This window comes from Sphingobium rhizovicinum, assembly GCF_042647625.1.
In the GTDB taxonomy this organism is placed as follows: Bacteria; Pseudomonadota; Alphaproteobacteria; order Sphingomonadales; family Sphingomonadaceae; genus Sphingobium; species Sphingobium rhizovicinum.
Genome location: NZ_JBHRVU010000005.1, coordinates 1000570 through 1015000, shown reverse-complemented (window position 1 = coordinate 1015000; position 14431 = coordinate 1000570). Strand labels below are relative to the sequence as shown.

General features: G+C 58.1%; 12 protein-coding genes, 1 tRNA gene and 2 rRNA genes. 10 read left to right on the top strand and 5 right to left on the bottom strand.

What is annotated here, in order from left to right:
- The first annotated feature begins 273 nt into the window (after positions 1-273).
- From ACFOKF_RS23375 to ACFOKF_RS23360, 4 genes are all read left to right on the top strand, one after another.
- Positions 274-3067, top strand: a 23S ribosomal RNA gene (locus tag ACFOKF_RS23375).
- Between the two features lie 135 nt (positions 3068-3202).
- Positions 3203-3317 (top strand): 5S ribosomal RNA (rrf, locus tag ACFOKF_RS23370).
- A gap of 69 nt (positions 3318-3386) precedes the next feature.
- Positions 3387-3463: transfer RNA gene (locus ACFOKF_RS23365), tRNA-Met, on the top strand.
- Positions 3464-3660: 197 nt separating this feature from the next.
- Positions 3661-4947 carry a tyrosine-type recombinase/integrase gene (locus ACFOKF_RS23360; protein ID WP_380798995.1) on the top strand — a complete coding sequence of 429 codons (1287 nt, stop codon included), beginning with the start codon at positions 3661-3663 and terminating at the stop codon, positions 4945-4947.
- On the opposite strand, the gene ACFOKF_RS23355 is transcribed toward ACFOKF_RS23360, so the two are convergent.
- From ACFOKF_RS23355 to ACFOKF_RS23345, 3 genes are all read right to left on the bottom strand, one after another.
- The gene (locus tag ACFOKF_RS23355; protein ID WP_380799345.1) at positions 4932-5129 is read right to left on the bottom strand and encodes a helix-turn-helix transcriptional regulator; all 198 of its coding nucleotides are present in this window, start codon (positions 5127-5129) and stop codon (positions 4932-4934) included. The genes ACFOKF_RS23360 and ACFOKF_RS23355 overlap by 16 nt on opposite strands.
- A gap of 258 nt (positions 5130-5387) precedes the next feature.
- A complete protein-coding gene (locus tag ACFOKF_RS23350; protein WP_380798994.1) occupies positions 5388-6155 on the bottom strand; it encodes a hypothetical protein in 768 nt (255 codons plus the stop codon).
- A gap of 56 nt (positions 6156-6211) precedes the next feature.
- Complete coding sequence (locus tag ACFOKF_RS23345; protein ID WP_380798992.1) at positions 6212-6838, bottom strand: hypothetical protein; 627 nt, start codon at positions 6836-6838, stop codon at positions 6212-6214.
- 147 nt (positions 6839-6985) lie between these two features.
- On the opposite strand from ACFOKF_RS23345, the gene ACFOKF_RS23340 reads away from it, so the two are divergent.
- From ACFOKF_RS23340 to ACFOKF_RS23330, 3 genes are all read left to right on the top strand, one after another.
- Entirely contained in the window at positions 6986-7957 is a 972-nt protein-coding gene (locus ACFOKF_RS23340) for a hypothetical protein (RefSeq protein WP_380798990.1), read from the top strand.
- Positions 7958-8030: 73 nt separating this feature from the next.
- On the top strand, positions 8031-8882 hold the full coding sequence (locus tag ACFOKF_RS23335; RefSeq protein ID WP_380798989.1) for a YozE family protein: 852 nt from the start codon (positions 8031-8033) through the stop codon (positions 8880-8882).
- Positions 8883-8893: 11 nt separating this feature from the next.
- Positions 8894-9688, top strand: a complete 795-nt coding sequence (locus tag ACFOKF_RS23330; RefSeq protein ID WP_380798987.1) for an HNH endonuclease — start codon at positions 8894-8896, stop codon at positions 9686-9688.
- 12 nt (positions 9689-9700) lie between these two features.
- Here the strand turns inward: ACFOKF_RS23330 and ACFOKF_RS23325 are convergent, their stop codons facing one another.
- Together ACFOKF_RS23325 and ACFOKF_RS23320 are read right to left on the bottom strand one after the other, a co-directional pair.
- Positions 9701-10408, bottom strand: a complete 708-nt coding sequence (locus ACFOKF_RS23325; RefSeq protein WP_380798985.1) for a DUF6988 family protein — start codon at positions 10406-10408, stop codon at positions 9701-9703.
- Entirely contained in the window at positions 10371-10532 is a 162-nt protein-coding gene (locus ACFOKF_RS23320) for a hypothetical protein (protein WP_380798984.1), read from the bottom strand. Before ACFOKF_RS23320 ends, ACFOKF_RS23325 begins: the two co-directional genes overlap by 38 nt.
- 146 nt (positions 10533-10678) lie before the next feature.
- Here ACFOKF_RS23320 and ACFOKF_RS23315 point away from each other — a divergent pair, with 146 nt between their 5' ends.
- Genes ACFOKF_RS23315 through ACFOKF_RS23305 form a run of 3 tightly spaced genes read left to right on the top strand, consistent with a single transcriptional unit; the run spans position 10679 to position 14327 of the window.
- A complete protein-coding gene (locus ACFOKF_RS23315; RefSeq protein WP_380798982.1) occupies positions 10679-11848 on the top strand; it encodes an ABC-three component system protein in 1170 nt (389 codons plus the stop codon).
- Positions 11845-12354, top strand: a complete 510-nt coding sequence (locus tag ACFOKF_RS23310) for a three component ABC system middle component (protein ID WP_380798981.1) — start codon at positions 11845-11847, stop codon at positions 12352-12354. The genes ACFOKF_RS23315 and ACFOKF_RS23310 overlap by 4 nt, the downstream gene beginning before the upstream one ends.
- Complete coding sequence (locus ACFOKF_RS23305; protein ID WP_380798979.1) at positions 12354-14327, top strand: DUF3732 domain-containing protein; 1974 nt, start codon at positions 12354-12356, stop codon at positions 14325-14327. The genes ACFOKF_RS23310 and ACFOKF_RS23305 overlap by 1 nt, the downstream gene beginning before the upstream one ends.
- Positions 14328-14431 lie beyond the last annotated feature (104 nt).

The window sequence follows — 14431 nt, the reverse complement described above, 5'->3', positions numbered from 1 at the left end:
TTTCGCGACGCGGTTTAGATATTTCCAGAGATGAAGAGTAGCGGTTTGCCGACTTAGGTCGGTGATATGGCTCGCGCTGCGGGCCTCTTTGACATTGTGAATGGGTTTTTTAATCGATGCCGTGGCGACATGGTTCGGTTTTTGGCGGTTGCCGCAAGGCGGGCGCGCAAGGATCGAAGCGTTGTCGACACTTAAATATCTGGCTGAGTTTAATAACCGCGCGATCGACAGGGCTCTGAGCAATCAGGGTTGTTGTTGGTGGTGTGGACTCTCAAGCGTGAGGTAAGGGCATCTGGTGAATGCCTTGGCATGTACAGGCGATGAAGGACGTGGCACGCTGCGATAAGCGTGGGGGAGCTGTGAGCAAGCTTTGATCCCGCGATTTCCGAATGGGACAACCCACCTTCACCATTTAAGGTTTGCCCAGCAGTAATGCTGGTCGAGCGTTAAATGGGAGAGGTATCACTAAGCTGAATAAAATAGGCTTTGGTGAGGCGAACCCGGAGAACTGAAACATCTCAGTACCCGGAGGAAAAGACATCAACCGAGATTCCGTTAGTAGTGGCGAGCGAACGCGGACCAGGCCAGTGCCTGGATGGAAGTTAGCAGAACCTTCTGGAAAGTAGGGCCATAGCGGGTGACAGCCCCGTATGCGAAAATTACCATTCAGGACTTGAGTAGGGCGGAGCACGTGAAACTCTGTCTGAACATGGGGGGACCACCCTCCAAGCCTAAATACTCGTACATGACCGATAGCGAACCAGTACCGTGAGGGAAAGGTGAAAAGCACCCCGATGAGGGGAGTGAAACAGTACCTGAAACCGGATGCCTACAAGCAGTGGGAGGGTCCTTGAGACCTGACCGCGTACCTCTTGCATAATGGGTCTGTGACTTAGTGTATCATGCAAGCTTAAGCCGTTAGGTGTAGGCGCAGCGAAAGCGAGTCTGAATAGGGCGATTGAGTATGATGCATTAGACCCGAAACCCGGCGATCTATGCATGACCAGGTTGAAGGTGCGGTAACACGCACTGGAGGACCGAACCGTTTAATGTTGAAAAATTATCGGATGAGTTGTGCTTAGGGGTGAAAGGCCAATCAAGCCGGGAAATAGCTGGTTCTCCGCGAAATCTATTGAGGTAGAGCGTCGGATATTTGCCGTTGGGGGTAGAGCACTGGATGGATGCGGGGGTCGCGAGATCTACCAATTCTAACCAAACTCCGAATACCAACGAGTCTAGTCCGGCAGACAGACGGCGGGTGCTAAGGTCCGTCGTCAAAAGGGAAACAGCCCTAACCTACAGCTAAGGTCCCCAAGTCACGTCTAAGTGGGAAAGCATGTGGGATTTCCAAAACAACCAGGAGGTTGGCTTAGAAGCAGCCATCCTTTAAAGAAAGCGTAACAGCTCACTGGTCTAAATAAGAGATCCTGCGGCGAAGATGTAACGGGGCTCAAGACGTGCACCGAAGCTTAGGGTTCAGTCTTTGACTGAGCGGTAGCGGAGCGTTCCGTAGGCCGTTGAAGCGGAAGGGTAACCGACCGTGGAGGTATCGGAAGTGCGAATGCAGACATGAGTAGCGATTAACAGTGTGAGATGCACTGTCGCCGAAATTCCAAGGGTTCCTGCTTAAAGCTAATCTGAGCAGGGTAAGCCGGCCCCTAAGACGAGCCCGAAGGGGGTAGTCGATGGGAACCACGTTAATATTCGTGGGCCTGGTGGTGTGTGACGGATGGCGTAACTTGTTCGGCCTTATTGGATTGGTCCGGGCAGGGAAGTTGTCCCAGGAAATAGCCCCACCGTATAGACCGTACCCTAAACCGACACAGGTGGAATGGTAGAGTATACCAAGGCGTTTGAGAGAAGTATCCTGAAGGAACTCGGCAAATTGCCTCCGTACCTTCGGAAGAAGGAGGCCCCATCTTAAGGCAACTTTTGATGGGGGGCACAGGCCAGGGGGTAGCGACTGTTTAGCAAAAACACAGGGCTCTGCTAAGTCGGCTTCAAGACGACGTATAGGGCCTGACGCCTGCCCGGTGCCTGAAGGTTAAGAGGAGGAGTGCAAGCTCTGAATTGAAGCCCAGGTAAACGGCGGCCGTAACTATAACGGTCCTAAGGTAGCGAAATTCCTTGTCGGGTAAGTTCCGACCTGCACGAATGGCGTAACGACTTCCCCACTGTCTCCAGGATATGCTCAGCGAAATTGAATTCTCCGTGAAGATGCGGAGTACCCGCGGTTAGACGGAAAGACCCCGTGCACCTTTACTGCAGCTTCAGAGTGGCATTAGGAAAGAACTGTGTAGCATAGGTGGGAGGCTTTGAAGCATTGACGCCAGTTGATGTGGAGCCATAGGTGAAATACCACCCTGTTGTTTTCTGATGTCTAACCTCGCACCGTTATCCGGTGCAGGGACCCTCTGTGGCGGGTAGTTTGACTGGGGCGGTCGCCTCCTAAAGAGTAACGGAGGCGCGCGATGGTGGGCTCAGGACGGTTGGAAACCGTCTGTTAGAGTGCAATGGCATAAGCCCGCCTGACTGCGAGACTGACAAGTCGAGCAGAGACGAAAGTCGGTCATAGTGATCCGGTGGTCCCTCGTGGAAGGGCCATCGCTCAACGGATAAAAGGTACGCCGGGGATAACAGGCTGATGATTCCCAAGAGCTCATATCGACGGAATCGTTTGGCACCTCGATGTCGGCTCATCACATCCTGGGGCTGGAGCAGGTCCCAAGGGTTTGGCTGTTCGCCAATTAAAGTGGTACGTGAGCTGGGTTCAGAACGTCGCGAGACAGTTTGGTCCCTATCTGCCGTGGGCGTCGAAATTTGAGAGGAGTTGACCCTAGTACGAGAGGACCGGGTTGAACATACCTCTGGTGTACCAGTCGTCCTGCCAAGGGCGCAGCTGGGTAGCTATGTATGGACGGGATAACCGCTGAAAGCATCTAAGCGGGAAGCCTCCCTCAAGATAAGATTTCATCGAGCCGTCGTAGACCACGACGTTGATAGGTCGGATGTGGAAGTGCGGTAACGCATGAAGCTAACCGATCCTAATTGCTCTGTTCACGCTTAAACGGTTCATTACGAACCAATGAGTCCCACCATCAACAACAACCCTGATACCCAGGACCATGTTGATCATACGGTCTTATTCTCACCAGATATGCACGGATAACATCGATCAAAAAACAATGCGCAAGCTATATTGCTTGGTGACCATAGCGTCAGTGACCCACCCGATCCCTTCCCGAACTCGGCCGTGAAACCTGACTGCGCCAATGGTACTGTGGCTCAAGCCCCGGAAGAGTAGGGCGTCGCCAGGCATTATAGCTCGTGCATTAAACACAAAACCCATTCGCAATCTCAGGCTCCCCAAAAGAGCCAATCCATGGCGCGGGATGGAGCAGCCCGGTAGCTCGTCAGGCTCATAACCTGAAGGTCGTAGGTTCAAATCCTACTCCCGCAACCATATCCAGGTCCAAAAAGACCAACAACGTCCCAAATCGACGCCAAAAAACAGCCTATATTCAGGCTGTTATCTCATGTAACATGATCCCACACAGGATCATAACCGCTCAGGTGGTTGGCATGGGATTTGTTGGTAAATTTGTTGGTTCGAGAGCCAGGATTTTAAGTCCTGCGCACGGCATTCAGGAGTCCTGATCCGTGCTCACCGATACCCTTATCCAATCGATTCTCCCCGCCGATCGCATCATCAAGAAAGCCGATGGCGGTGGCCTCAATATCTGTGTCCTGCCCAATGGGCGACGCGAGTGGCGGCTTTCCTATCGCTGTGATCACAAGCAGAAGAGCATCACCGGTGGAGACTACCCGCTGATGAGCATCGATCGCGCCCGGGTGTGGCGCGAGGAAATGAAGGCGGCACTCGCCAACGGCAATGATCCGGCCAACATCAAGCGACAGCAAAGATATGAGGATCAGGCCGAACGTACGACATTCCGCCAACTGGCCCAGGAATGGATGATGGCCAAACGACCGGGGTGGTCAGATCGCTATGCTGGCGTGATCGAAAGACGGCTTGAAGCAGATATCTTTCCGACCATCGGCAAGCTGTCTGTCCGCTCTATCTTGCCGCGCGACATGCTCATTGCGCTCAAGACTATCGAGGACCGAGGCGCCATCGAGATGGCGCATCGGGTACGGGCCTATTGCAGCGAGATTTTCCGGTTCGGTATTCCAGACGGAAGAGTGAAATCTGACCCTTGTCGCGATCTCGGAACGGCCATGCGCAAGCGCGCCGCGGTGAACCATCGCTCCAAAGTCCCAATCAAGGAATTGCCACGCTTCTACGCAGCCCTGAATGCTGATACCGGCTCAAAGTTAAGTCATCTCGCCTTGCGCTGGACCATCCTCACGATGGTTCGGACAACGGAAACTCGCCATGCGCAATGGTCTGAGTTCGAGGGGCTGGGAGGACCAGAGCCGCTATGGCGAATTCCTGCTGAACGCATGAAGATGCGCGTAGAGCATCTCGTGCCCTTGCCACCGCAAGCTGTTACGCTTCTTCGGGAGATCAAAGAACTCAACGTCTATGGGAAATATGGCAACGAGCGGTTTGGGCAATATCTCTTCCCGGTGATCGGCAATCAGGGTGATACGATCAGTCAGAACCGCATGTTGACCTTGCTCCAGCGCTTAGGCGTCGGTGACAAAGCGACGGTGCATGGGTTCCGGTCGATCGCCAGCACGGTTCTCAACGAGACAGGGATGTTCAAGGCTGATTGGATCGAGCTTCAACTGGCGCATGTGCCGGGCGGCGTACGCGCCGTTTACAATGCCGCACGCTATCTGCCCCACCGTCGCAAAATGCTCGAATGGTGGGCGGACTATCTCGACAAGGCCGAACAGGCGTCAGCAGCCATCGCCATTGAGAAGGCGACTCCGGTTAGGCCTGCTGTAGGAACGCTGGAGTGGTTTCAGTCGTCCTGGTAAGCGCTCGGCGCCTGCATCCAGCGTAATATCCGTGATAGGCGCCAAGCGACCGCTCTGGCGCCTATCTTCTCTGGTGCCGGAAACCTACCTAAATGGATCTCGCGATAGATTGACGCTTTGGGCTTCCCCGTCTTCTCAATCACCGCCTTAAGCCGCAAAAACTGCTCGCCTCTTTCTGTCATCTGCAAACCTACTTTTAAAGTCTGGTCTGCCCGCGCCATCATCATGCCAATCCGGCATCGGCTTTTCAAGTGGAACCTGAGCCCGTCCCGAACCTAAATACCTATGGCCGCAATTGGGACCTAGCCGACAGTCAGCTTCAGAGTACCGCAGCGTTGATTCCGGACACCAAGCGTTGGCACAGAACATCTTCTCGCTTCGGTTGCAGCGCTGATCGAACTCGAAATCCGGGCAATCGGCCTGGTGATGAGGAGCTCAAGCTACTCGCTTAATCGCAAAGGCCCGGCCTGAAAGTCGATATACTCGTTAACTATGGGGATGAGCGCATCCGCTGTCGCCGGCGTGTAGGACGGCGAATGGCACAACAGGCCAACATCGAACGCTACGGTCGCGGCGAAGTCGTCCAATGTCGCCGTCGCAAATGGAACGGGCGCCAAGGCTAAGTCTGGCGCCAGTTTGACGAGGTGCCAATAGTCTGGCGAGGCGCCGTCCGCCGGCAGGTCCGGGCGCGTATATGCCTTCATCTCGATATAGCCCGATTCAACGTCCCCATTGCGGAAGTGGATCGCTGTCAGATCCTTTCCGCGCCGGGCCGGATGGACGTAGGTCAGCGCGGAGATGAAGTCCGCAGCGAGCGCATAGGCGAGCCAACTGCCCAGACTGAGAAGGTGATCGCCGCGTTTTGGATCGCGCCGCTCGGCGAGGGGCAAACCGACGTGCTCGATCAGGTCCACCCAGGATGCATCGCCCATCCCGAGATCGGCGTGCGCATCGACATGGACAACCTCGAGCGGTCGGCACGCATCGCCCACCAGCGCGCGCATGACGTCGAAGGCGCCGTCATGATCCTCCACGAACCAGCCCGGAATCGGGTGGTCCCTGGATAGGCCGCACTGGCGCTCTAAGAAATCGCGCAGCTGGGCTTCCGTCCATGGCTGATAGGCCTCGGGATCGAGGCGCCCACCGCCGTTGCGATAGAAGGCGACGGAACTGAGGAAGGCATCAAGGTCAATGTCGAGGAAACGCATGGGGCGGGTTTGCCGCGTCGGTGCAAGCGGCGCAAGCAGACGCCATCGACCATTGTTCAATAGGGCGGATTGGTAACGGCCAGCGGCTGCGGGTCGGCGAGACCCCAGAACCGGGTCGTCGCACGAATATAGTGCACGAGGTCGGTTTTCCGAAGACGAAGATGTTCGCTCGCAACGGGCGTGCCCGGAAGCAGGTCGAGATAGTCCGTGGCCGCGTCGTCCCACAATTCGGGCGCGAGCGCGCGCAGCCTGTCACAGGATGGCCCTTCGCCGTGGCGCACGACATTGGCGGCGACGAACATCTGGGTAAGATCCTCGCCCAGCCGATCGATTGCCAAATCGACCCCAGCCTCGCGCGCGCACCCTGCCAGGAGCGCCTCGAACCCGCGCAGCCGGCTCATATCGGTCTGGCCCAGGTCGTGGATCGCCCGCGCCCAGATGCTCATCTGCCTCTCGAAGACGCCGGCCAAGGTCAAGGTGAACGCCTTGGCGGCTTCGTTGCCCGTATAGTTGTCGACCTGCGCTGCGGCGCGGTCGAGGAACTGATCAAGGGTCGCGGCCACCCCAGTCTCCAGCACGGGATGGTGGGGCAGGTTCTCCAGCGCGGGGAGGATGACCCGCTCGAACAGTCGCGCTAGATTGGCTTGGAAGACGCGCGGCAGCGCATCCTTGGTCGCGTCCATGAAGAATCCCCCGCAGAATGTACGCCTCGTGAAGTGAATGACTATCATCGGCTTGCGAATCGTCATCGCCTCGCTGACATCCAGAGTGACGGCAAGGCAAGGATAGCCTTGGCATCGGTAGGGAGCCACAACGGACGCAAGCGAGAGATGACCGATACGCCGCCCGATATTGAGCGCCTGATACAGGATGTGCTCGCCGATCTCGGCTTCGACGCCGATGCCGGGGAGGTTGCCAGACGCGTGCGCAAACTCAACCACGGGCTCCCGGCCGAGGACGAATTTGCTGTTATCTGTGCCTGGCTTGGACGCACGGGGCTGCTGCACAAGCTCGACCAGCACCAAATCCCAGCCCGGTCCAAGTCCGATTTTCAGGTGCCCGATATCCTGGCGATGTTCGAAGCTGGCGGGCCTCTCCTGATCGAGGTCAAGGTCTGCAACGATCGGACGCTGTCGTTCAAACCGGACTATCATGCCCGCCTCATGCGTTACGCAGACCAGATGGGCCTGCCGCTGCTCCTTGCCTGGAAGCATTATTCGCTGTGGACCCTAGTGGACATTCGCCACGTCACGCTTGCTCGCAAGAATTTCAACATCAGCCATGGGGAGGCAATGCGGCAGAATCTTCTCGGCATCCTCGCTGGCGATGTCGCGTTCAAGCTGGCGGAAGGCGCCGGTATCCATCTCGACATCGCCAAGGAGCAATTGATCGAGACTCGCCCCAGCGACGATGGGTTCGAGGAGACATGGCAAATGCGCGTGACGGGCGTTCATTTCACGGTTGGTGGCGGCGCGGTGCGGACTGACCTTCATCCGGAAACCACTCAGCTCTTAGCGACATGGGATCTTGAGTCCTTTGAAGAGCACTCGCCCACCCATATCCGCCAGAGCTTCACCGTGGGTGCGGAAGGCATCGAATTCGCGCACCGGGCGCTTGTCTGCCTGCTGGCATGGGAGAAGCGTGCGGATGAGCCGACCAACTGGCGGACCTTGCTTCGGTCACCCGAGATAACGCGCAGCATTGCACATTTCGGCGCCGCGCTTGAACGCGGGTTGGCCGAAGGCGTGGTTCACCACATCCTTCATCAGCAACCCGTCGTCACTCCGGATTTCATGTGTTAAGAAAACTGAGTTTTCATCGAATCATTGAAAACTAAACTCAGTTGACATACATCAGCCTCGAAGGAGACTGCCGATGGCGATGACCGGAGACGAACTCAGAGCGATGCGCGTGCGCAAACGATGGACGCAATCGCAGCTTGCCACCCATCTGAAGGTCACGCCGCAATATGTTGGCATGATGGAGCGCGGGGAGAAAGACATTCAATCCCATGTCGAGGAGGCGGCGCGCAGCGCGATGGGCGACCCCGATCACCCGGATCTCTACGTGCCAGATGGTGCGCTCTACCGGGAAGCCCAGCAGGCCGTTCTCACCGCCCTGCGTCAGCATCCCGATCTGAGCCTGAATGGTTTTCGCTACACCGGCTTCGACAAGGATCCGTTCGAAGGCGCGAAATCCGAGCATGAGAGCCGGGCTCGGCTCTTTTCGGATGACAGCCTGGCGCAGATCGCGACGGCCATCCGGTGGATCGACAGCGTCAAAAGGATCAAGACCTACAAGTGCGGTTCCTATGGCGCGAAGCACCGAGCTGAAAAATGGGGCAAGGAAAATGGCCTTGCCTCTTATGTCGCCAATGGCGCGCTCATCGCCGCGGCCGTTCACCGCAAGGTCGGCCTTCGCCGGGAGCAGAACAATCCGAACGCCGAACTGGCCCTGGACCCAGATCCGATGCCGGAACCGAAGTCCGGCACCTTCGCGCACTGGCTGCACAAACAGGTCAAGCGGAATGACCCCGTCGGCGATCTCGCCCGCGATGCAGCGCAGGACCGCACTTTCCCGGTCGACACCAGCAGCGGCCCAAAGCTGCGATCCTATATGCGGTCCTGCTGGGCGAGCGACGCGGCGATCGACGCGCTTGAGGAGGCACTGACGGAATGGCGCGGTACCAAGACACGCCGTGTCCCCAAACCCGCAACCGGCCTTTGACAGGGGAGATCATGGGCGCGCGCAATCGGAAGCTCAGCACCGCGGAATTTCTCCTGCAGCATCCCCGTTGCTGTTTTTGTGGAGGGCGCCGTCCGGCCGTCGAGCGGGATCATGCACCCGCACGGATCATGTTTCGCGGCAAGCACGGGCCCGACCAATTCGAGTTTCCCGCCTGTGCCGAATGCAACCGCGCTGTGGCGCTGAGCGAGCAGGTCACGGCCTTCTATGTGCGCAGCATCGATCAGAGTTACGAGACGCTCGACGAAGAAGAGTATCAGAAGCTGATCGATGGCATCGTCAACAATGCCCCCGACGCGCTGCCCTACCAGGATCGGTCGCGGCCGCCGGCGCCCTATACTCGCTATATCGCGCCCGATGCCGAAGAGCGCACAGTCTCGATCCCGAAAAGCGCAAAGGCGCATCTGGAGCTGTTCGGCACCAAGATGCTTTACGCCATGTACTATCGCGTTACCGGCACGCCAGTGTCCTCGTCGTTGCGGCGGCTGGTCCACTGGGCGCAGGCAGGAACGCCGGCGGCAGATCAGATCCGGCAGAATGCCAGCCGGTGGTTCGATGATCTTCAGGTCGCCAAGCGCCCCAATGTCGATCTCGGCAACCAGTTTCGCTATCAAACCGGCCATAATCCAGCACATGGCTATCTGGGACTGCATATGTCGTTCGGCGAGGCGCTGGTCTATTTCTGCGTCCTCGGCCCGGCCCGCGAGATGATCCGGCTCAAGCCAAAGCCCGATCTCTATCAGAGCATCAAAGCCCTCGGTGATCGCATCAGCGTGCGCAACCCTTAGGTATGGCGCCGCTCAAGCGGCTGGGGCATCGGGGGAAGGGGCGCCCGTCATCAGCCCGTCGGCCGCCACGATAAGGTCTTCACGGTCGGCGAGTGCGGCGATCTGGCCGAAGGCGATCAGCGCCATCGTTGCCGAGAACTGGATGACCTCGAGCAGGGCGCCGTCCTCGAAACAGGGTTCGATATAGTCGCCATCCAGCCGGCGCGAGACCTGGTGGATGCCGCCATGCGTATAGCCGTGCATCGCCTTCATAGCGTTGTCCTTGACGGTCGACAGGAACTTGCTGTCGAAAGCCGGCTTCTGTTCGATCGCGTCGATTAGCGCGCCAAATGGCGGGTCGATTCGATCCTTTGCGATGAAGGTCTCGATCTCGGCGTCGCTGGCGCAATGGTGCAGCCAGGCACCGCGCACGAAGCATTCGAACTCGCTACGTACCAGTGCGAAGGCGCTCGAACAGATATTCGCCGCGATCAGATTGTTGATGCCTGAGCCGTGCTCTATAGCCAGATCGAAGAGCTGCGCTGGGATGCGATGACGATGATCGCCTTTCAGTTCGATACCGACCAGGTTTTCACGAATCCACGTAATCTGGGCGCATGCTCGATCGAGTCCGGTTTTTACCTCTTCAGAATGTGCCTTGCTTCCCATAGTCCCCCACGAATCTGCGGCGTGAAATCCGTTCTTACAGATCGAGATGATATTCCCAGAAGCCGAGGTCATCAGCCTCCATCGGCACGCCACTGGCCTGTTGGTCCTTCACGATCGCCTCGCCCTCCTCAGATGCAAGAAAGCTGACGAGGTCGTCAATCGCCTTCGACTTGAGCTTGGACCCATTCCATTGCACGGCATGCCCCTAATCCGTAGGCAGCATCTGGGACGAAGCCGTCATTCCAGTCGCATCGCCAATGTCGGCTTCTGGCAAAACCTGACATTTGACCGCTTGACCTTATGCTACGACTTGAACAGCATCGCCCTCAAGGGGGTGATCTGATGAACGCCGAGACAAAACCTGCCAAGCACAGCGCGCCGGGTCAGTATCTCGGTTTCGCTTTGCAGCCTGTGCGCGTCTTCTATCATCTCTTGACCGCACCCAGAGGCGCGAAAGTGTCCCTGGAATTCAAGGATGACGTGGCCGTCCACCATGCTGACGGCAAACTCGTGCTGGAGCAGACAAAGAGCGCTTTGCGCCAGAATCCGGTGTCGGACTGGGCTTCTGATCTCTGGAAGGCGTTCGAGAATTGGCGCGCCATGATAGTTGCCGAGGAGATTGATCCGAGCCTGACCGAATTTCGCTTATATGTGACACCGCAAAAGACGGGCGCTTTCGTTCAGGCGCTTTCTGCAGCTGGCGATGCTGCTGCGGCCGAAGCATCGCTGAAATTAATCCGCGCGAAACTTGCGAAGCTGAAGGTACCTCCCGGTTGCGCGGAGTATCTGCAGCCCTTCCTCGATGCGCCGATCACGCTGCAAACGGATATTGTGGTCCGGTTCAAGTTTGAGTCCGAGGGGACCGATCCGCTCGACGCCATCCGCACCGTACTGGCGCCCGTCATCAGCGAGAACCAGATCGATGTCCTCATCAAATCGGGTATCGGGCAGGCCAAGCAGCTGCTTGATCGCTTGATACAGCGTGGTGAAAGGCCGATACTAGATGCGGATGCATTCCGCCGCGATTTCCATGCCTTTGTCCGCCAAAATAACCTCCCCGGCCTGTTGACCTCTTTTGGGGGCGCCCCGAGCGATGGCCTCGTCACCGACGTCGCCTCCACCCGACCGACCTTTATTCGTCAACTCGAACTCATCGACGCGAACGATGAAGAGCGACTGAGGGCTGTCAGCGATTATCTGCGAGCATCGGCCGACAAAGCCGATTGGGCGGACCGCGGTGTCATCTTTCCAGGCAGCCTCGACACTTGGGACGATGATCTTATGCGCCGGTACGGAATGATCCGGGGCGATGTCGCCGATCTCCACGGCGATCGATCGGCGCTGGTTCAGGGGAGGCTCGTCTACCGCCAATGTGCACAGCATCAGGCACCGCTCGAAGGGCGGGCCGTTCCGGGCCATTTCGTCCATGGCAGTTACAATGATCTGGCCGACCGGCGCCTTGTGGGTTGGCATGCTGATTACGAAGCGCTGCTTGGCGAGGCCCCTGAATGACGGCCTTTGCCAGCGCGACCCTCACCGAACTCGATCTTGTCCAGAACCCCGCCATCGGCGCCTATTTGATCTGGAATTTCACGTTGGGCTATCAGGAGGATGGTCCTGACGCCGTGCCAGTGCTGCTCGCCTTCCTGCTCCTGCCAATGCTGCTGCACCGTCAGACCTTCGAGGCTGTCGCATCGACTAGGAAGACATCGGGGCTTACGCTCTTCGCAGCCAAGTTCGACCGTGAGCGCGAAGCGCTGGTCGAGCTGCATTCGCGTGCGCGCCTGCTCCGCCCGTTGACGCTTCAGTCTATCGGCGTCGCATCGACCTCGCGCCTCATCCGGATCGACCACGGCTCAGCTTTGATGCGCGGATATCCGCTCGATCTCCTTGAGGTAAAGAAGCCCGCCATTCCGGAACGGCTGAAGGGATTTCCGGCGGCTGCCGACAAGGTCGGTTACTGGTTTTCCAAGCTCGGACTTCCGCAAATAGCCTCAACCTTGAGGGTCGATTTCTAATGTACTTTCAGCTTCGCAAGTTGATCCTCTGGCCGCGTACGGACGAAAAGCCCCGCGAACTCGACTTCCACCCCGGCGTCGTGAACGTGATCAGCGGCGCGTCCAAAACCGGCAAGTCGGCCGTTATTCCAATTATCGATTACTGCCTCGCCTCCGATAAATGCGCGATCCCCGTAGGCGTCATCCGTGAAAACTGTAGCTGGTTCGGGGTCGTGATCGACACGGTCGAAGGCCAGAAGCTTCTCGCCAGGCGCGAGCCCGGCGATCAACAAAGCACGGGCGATATGGTCTTGATCGAGGGTGATGTCGTCGAGATACCGCATCGGATCGAGGACAAGGATACCACCCAAAAGAACGTCAAGAAGATGCTCGACCGATTAGCCGGGCTCACCAATCTGGGGTTCGACCCGGATTCCGAATCCGCCGCGCAATCCCGGCCGAGCTTCCGCGACCTGATGGCGTTCACGTTCCAGCCGCAGAACATCGTCGCCAATCCCGACGTCATGTTCTTCAAGGCGGACACCAGCGAGCATCGCGACAAGCTGAAGACGATCTTCCCCTACATCCTCCAGGCGGTCACAGCAGACGTCCTGCAGGCGCGGCATGAGCTTGATCGGCTGAACCGGTTGCTGCGGCGCCGGGAAGCCGATCTTCGCGCGCTCGTGACCGCCGGCAACGCCTGGCGGCTTGAAGCGACCTCCTGGCTTCGGCAGGCAATTGAATTCGGGCTGCTTCCGCCTGACCAGATAATCCCGACCGAATGGCCCGATATCGTCGACCTTTTGCGCGGCATCGTCGCCGCGAACAGCGAGGCAGCGCATCCGACCATTGCCGGGATCGATGCCGCGCTTGTGCGCCTGAAAGAACTGCGCGACGAGGAGACTAAGGTCGCCCGCGAGTTGACCCAGCGGCGACAGCGTTTGACGGAACTTCGCCGGCTGATCGAAAGCAGCGATGTCTATGGAAGCGCGCTGCGTATCCAGCGCGATCGTCTCTCAATCTCGGAATGGTTGAAGCAACTCTTGCCGGACGGCCGACCGGAGGATGCCATTGCGCTGCTGGGGGAAGGCGGCCGCGAGAAGGTTGAGCAACTCAGCGATGCTCTGGCCGCGATCGAGGTAAGACTGCGAACCCATCCTAGTGTGTCGGACACGCTCGATAAGGAAATCCTGCGGCTGCGTGCGGACGCTGAGACGTTTCTGGTCCGCTTGAACGAGATCAAGCGCGAGATCGGTCTGCTCGAACGCAACTCACAGCAGGCGAAGCAAGCGATCGACCGGTTCGATCGTATGGAGCGCTTCCTCGGGCGTCTCGAACAGGCGCTGGAACTTTACGACAAGACGGATCAATCGGCGGGGCTTCGTCAGCAAATCGATGCCCTCAAGGCCCAGATCGCGGAATTGCAGCGGCGGATCTCGGAAAGCGAGATTCAGCGCAAGCTCCGTAATGCCCTAGATAGTATTGAAGCCACAACGGGGCGCCTGATCCCGCAGCTCGACGCCGAATGGCCCGACGCGCCGGTGCGGCTCATGATCCAGGACCTCACGGTAAAGGTGATTCGCGGGACGCGTGACGATTATCTCTGGGAAATCGGGAGCGGGGCAAACTGGCTCGCCTATCATGTTGCGCTTACGCTGGCGCTGCAGACCTTCTTCCTGGCACTGCCACATCACCCGGTCCCGGGCCTGCTGATTTACGACCAGCCCAGTCAGGTCTATTTTCCACGGCGTGCGGCAGGCGACGACAGGGCCGATCTAATCTCTTGGCGCGATCAGGATGTCGAAGCGGTCCGGAAGGTGTTTGCATTGCTTGGCGAACAAGTCGTTGCTGCGTCGGGCCGACTGCAGGTCATCGTCCTGGACCATGCCGATGAGGACGTCTGGGGCGGTCTGGATCATGTCGTGCTTGCCGAACAATGGCGCGACCACGCGCTCGTTCCGCTCGATTGGCTTGAGCCTGACGAACAGGAATAAGGCTTTTGTCTTGATGCTTCCTTCGAGCGTTGCGGCTTCTGTCCCAAACCTCGCCCCTCGGCGTACAGTCGGCCCAATTATCGGGGCGAGAACAACGTGGTTCT

What these genes read in the sequence shown, in the direction of transcription:
- ACFOKF_RS23340 (WP_380798990.1), top strand. Translation starts at nt 6,986, where the DNA reads ATGACCGATACGCCGCCCGATATTGAGCGCCTGATACAGGATGTGCTC.
- ACFOKF_RS23305 (WP_380798979.1), top strand. Translation starts at nt 12,354, where the DNA reads ATGTACTTTCAGCTTCGCAAGTTGATCCTCTGGCCGCGTACGGACGAA.
- ACFOKF_RS23355 (WP_380799345.1), bottom strand. Translation starts at nt 5,129, where the DNA reads ATGACAGAAAGAGGCGAGCAGTTTTTGCGGCTTAAGGCGGTGATTGAG.
- ACFOKF_RS23325 (WP_380798985.1), bottom strand. Translation starts at nt 10,408, where the DNA reads ATGACCTCGGCTTCTGGGAATATCATCTCGATCTGTAAGAACGGATTT.
- ACFOKF_RS23315 (WP_380798982.1), top strand. Translation starts at nt 10,679, where the DNA reads ATGAACGCCGAGACAAAACCTGCCAAGCACAGCGCGCCGGGTCAGTAT.
- ACFOKF_RS23330 (WP_380798987.1), top strand. Translation starts at nt 8,894, where the DNA reads ATGGGCGCGCGCAATCGGAAGCTCAGCACCGCGGAATTTCTCCTGCAG.
- ACFOKF_RS23350 (WP_380798994.1), bottom strand. Translation starts at nt 6,155, where the DNA reads ATGCGTTTCCTCGACATTGACCTTGATGCCTTCCTCAGTTCCGTCGCC.
- ACFOKF_RS23345 (WP_380798992.1), bottom strand. Translation starts at nt 6,838, where the DNA reads ATGGACGCGACCAAGGATGCGCTGCCGCGCGTCTTCCAAGCCAATCTA.
- ACFOKF_RS23310 (WP_380798981.1), top strand. Translation starts at nt 11,845, where the DNA reads ATGACGGCCTTTGCCAGCGCGACCCTCACCGAACTCGATCTTGTCCAG.
- ACFOKF_RS23335 (WP_380798989.1), top strand. Translation starts at nt 8,031, where the DNA reads ATGGCGATGACCGGAGACGAACTCAGAGCGATGCGCGTGCGCAAACGA.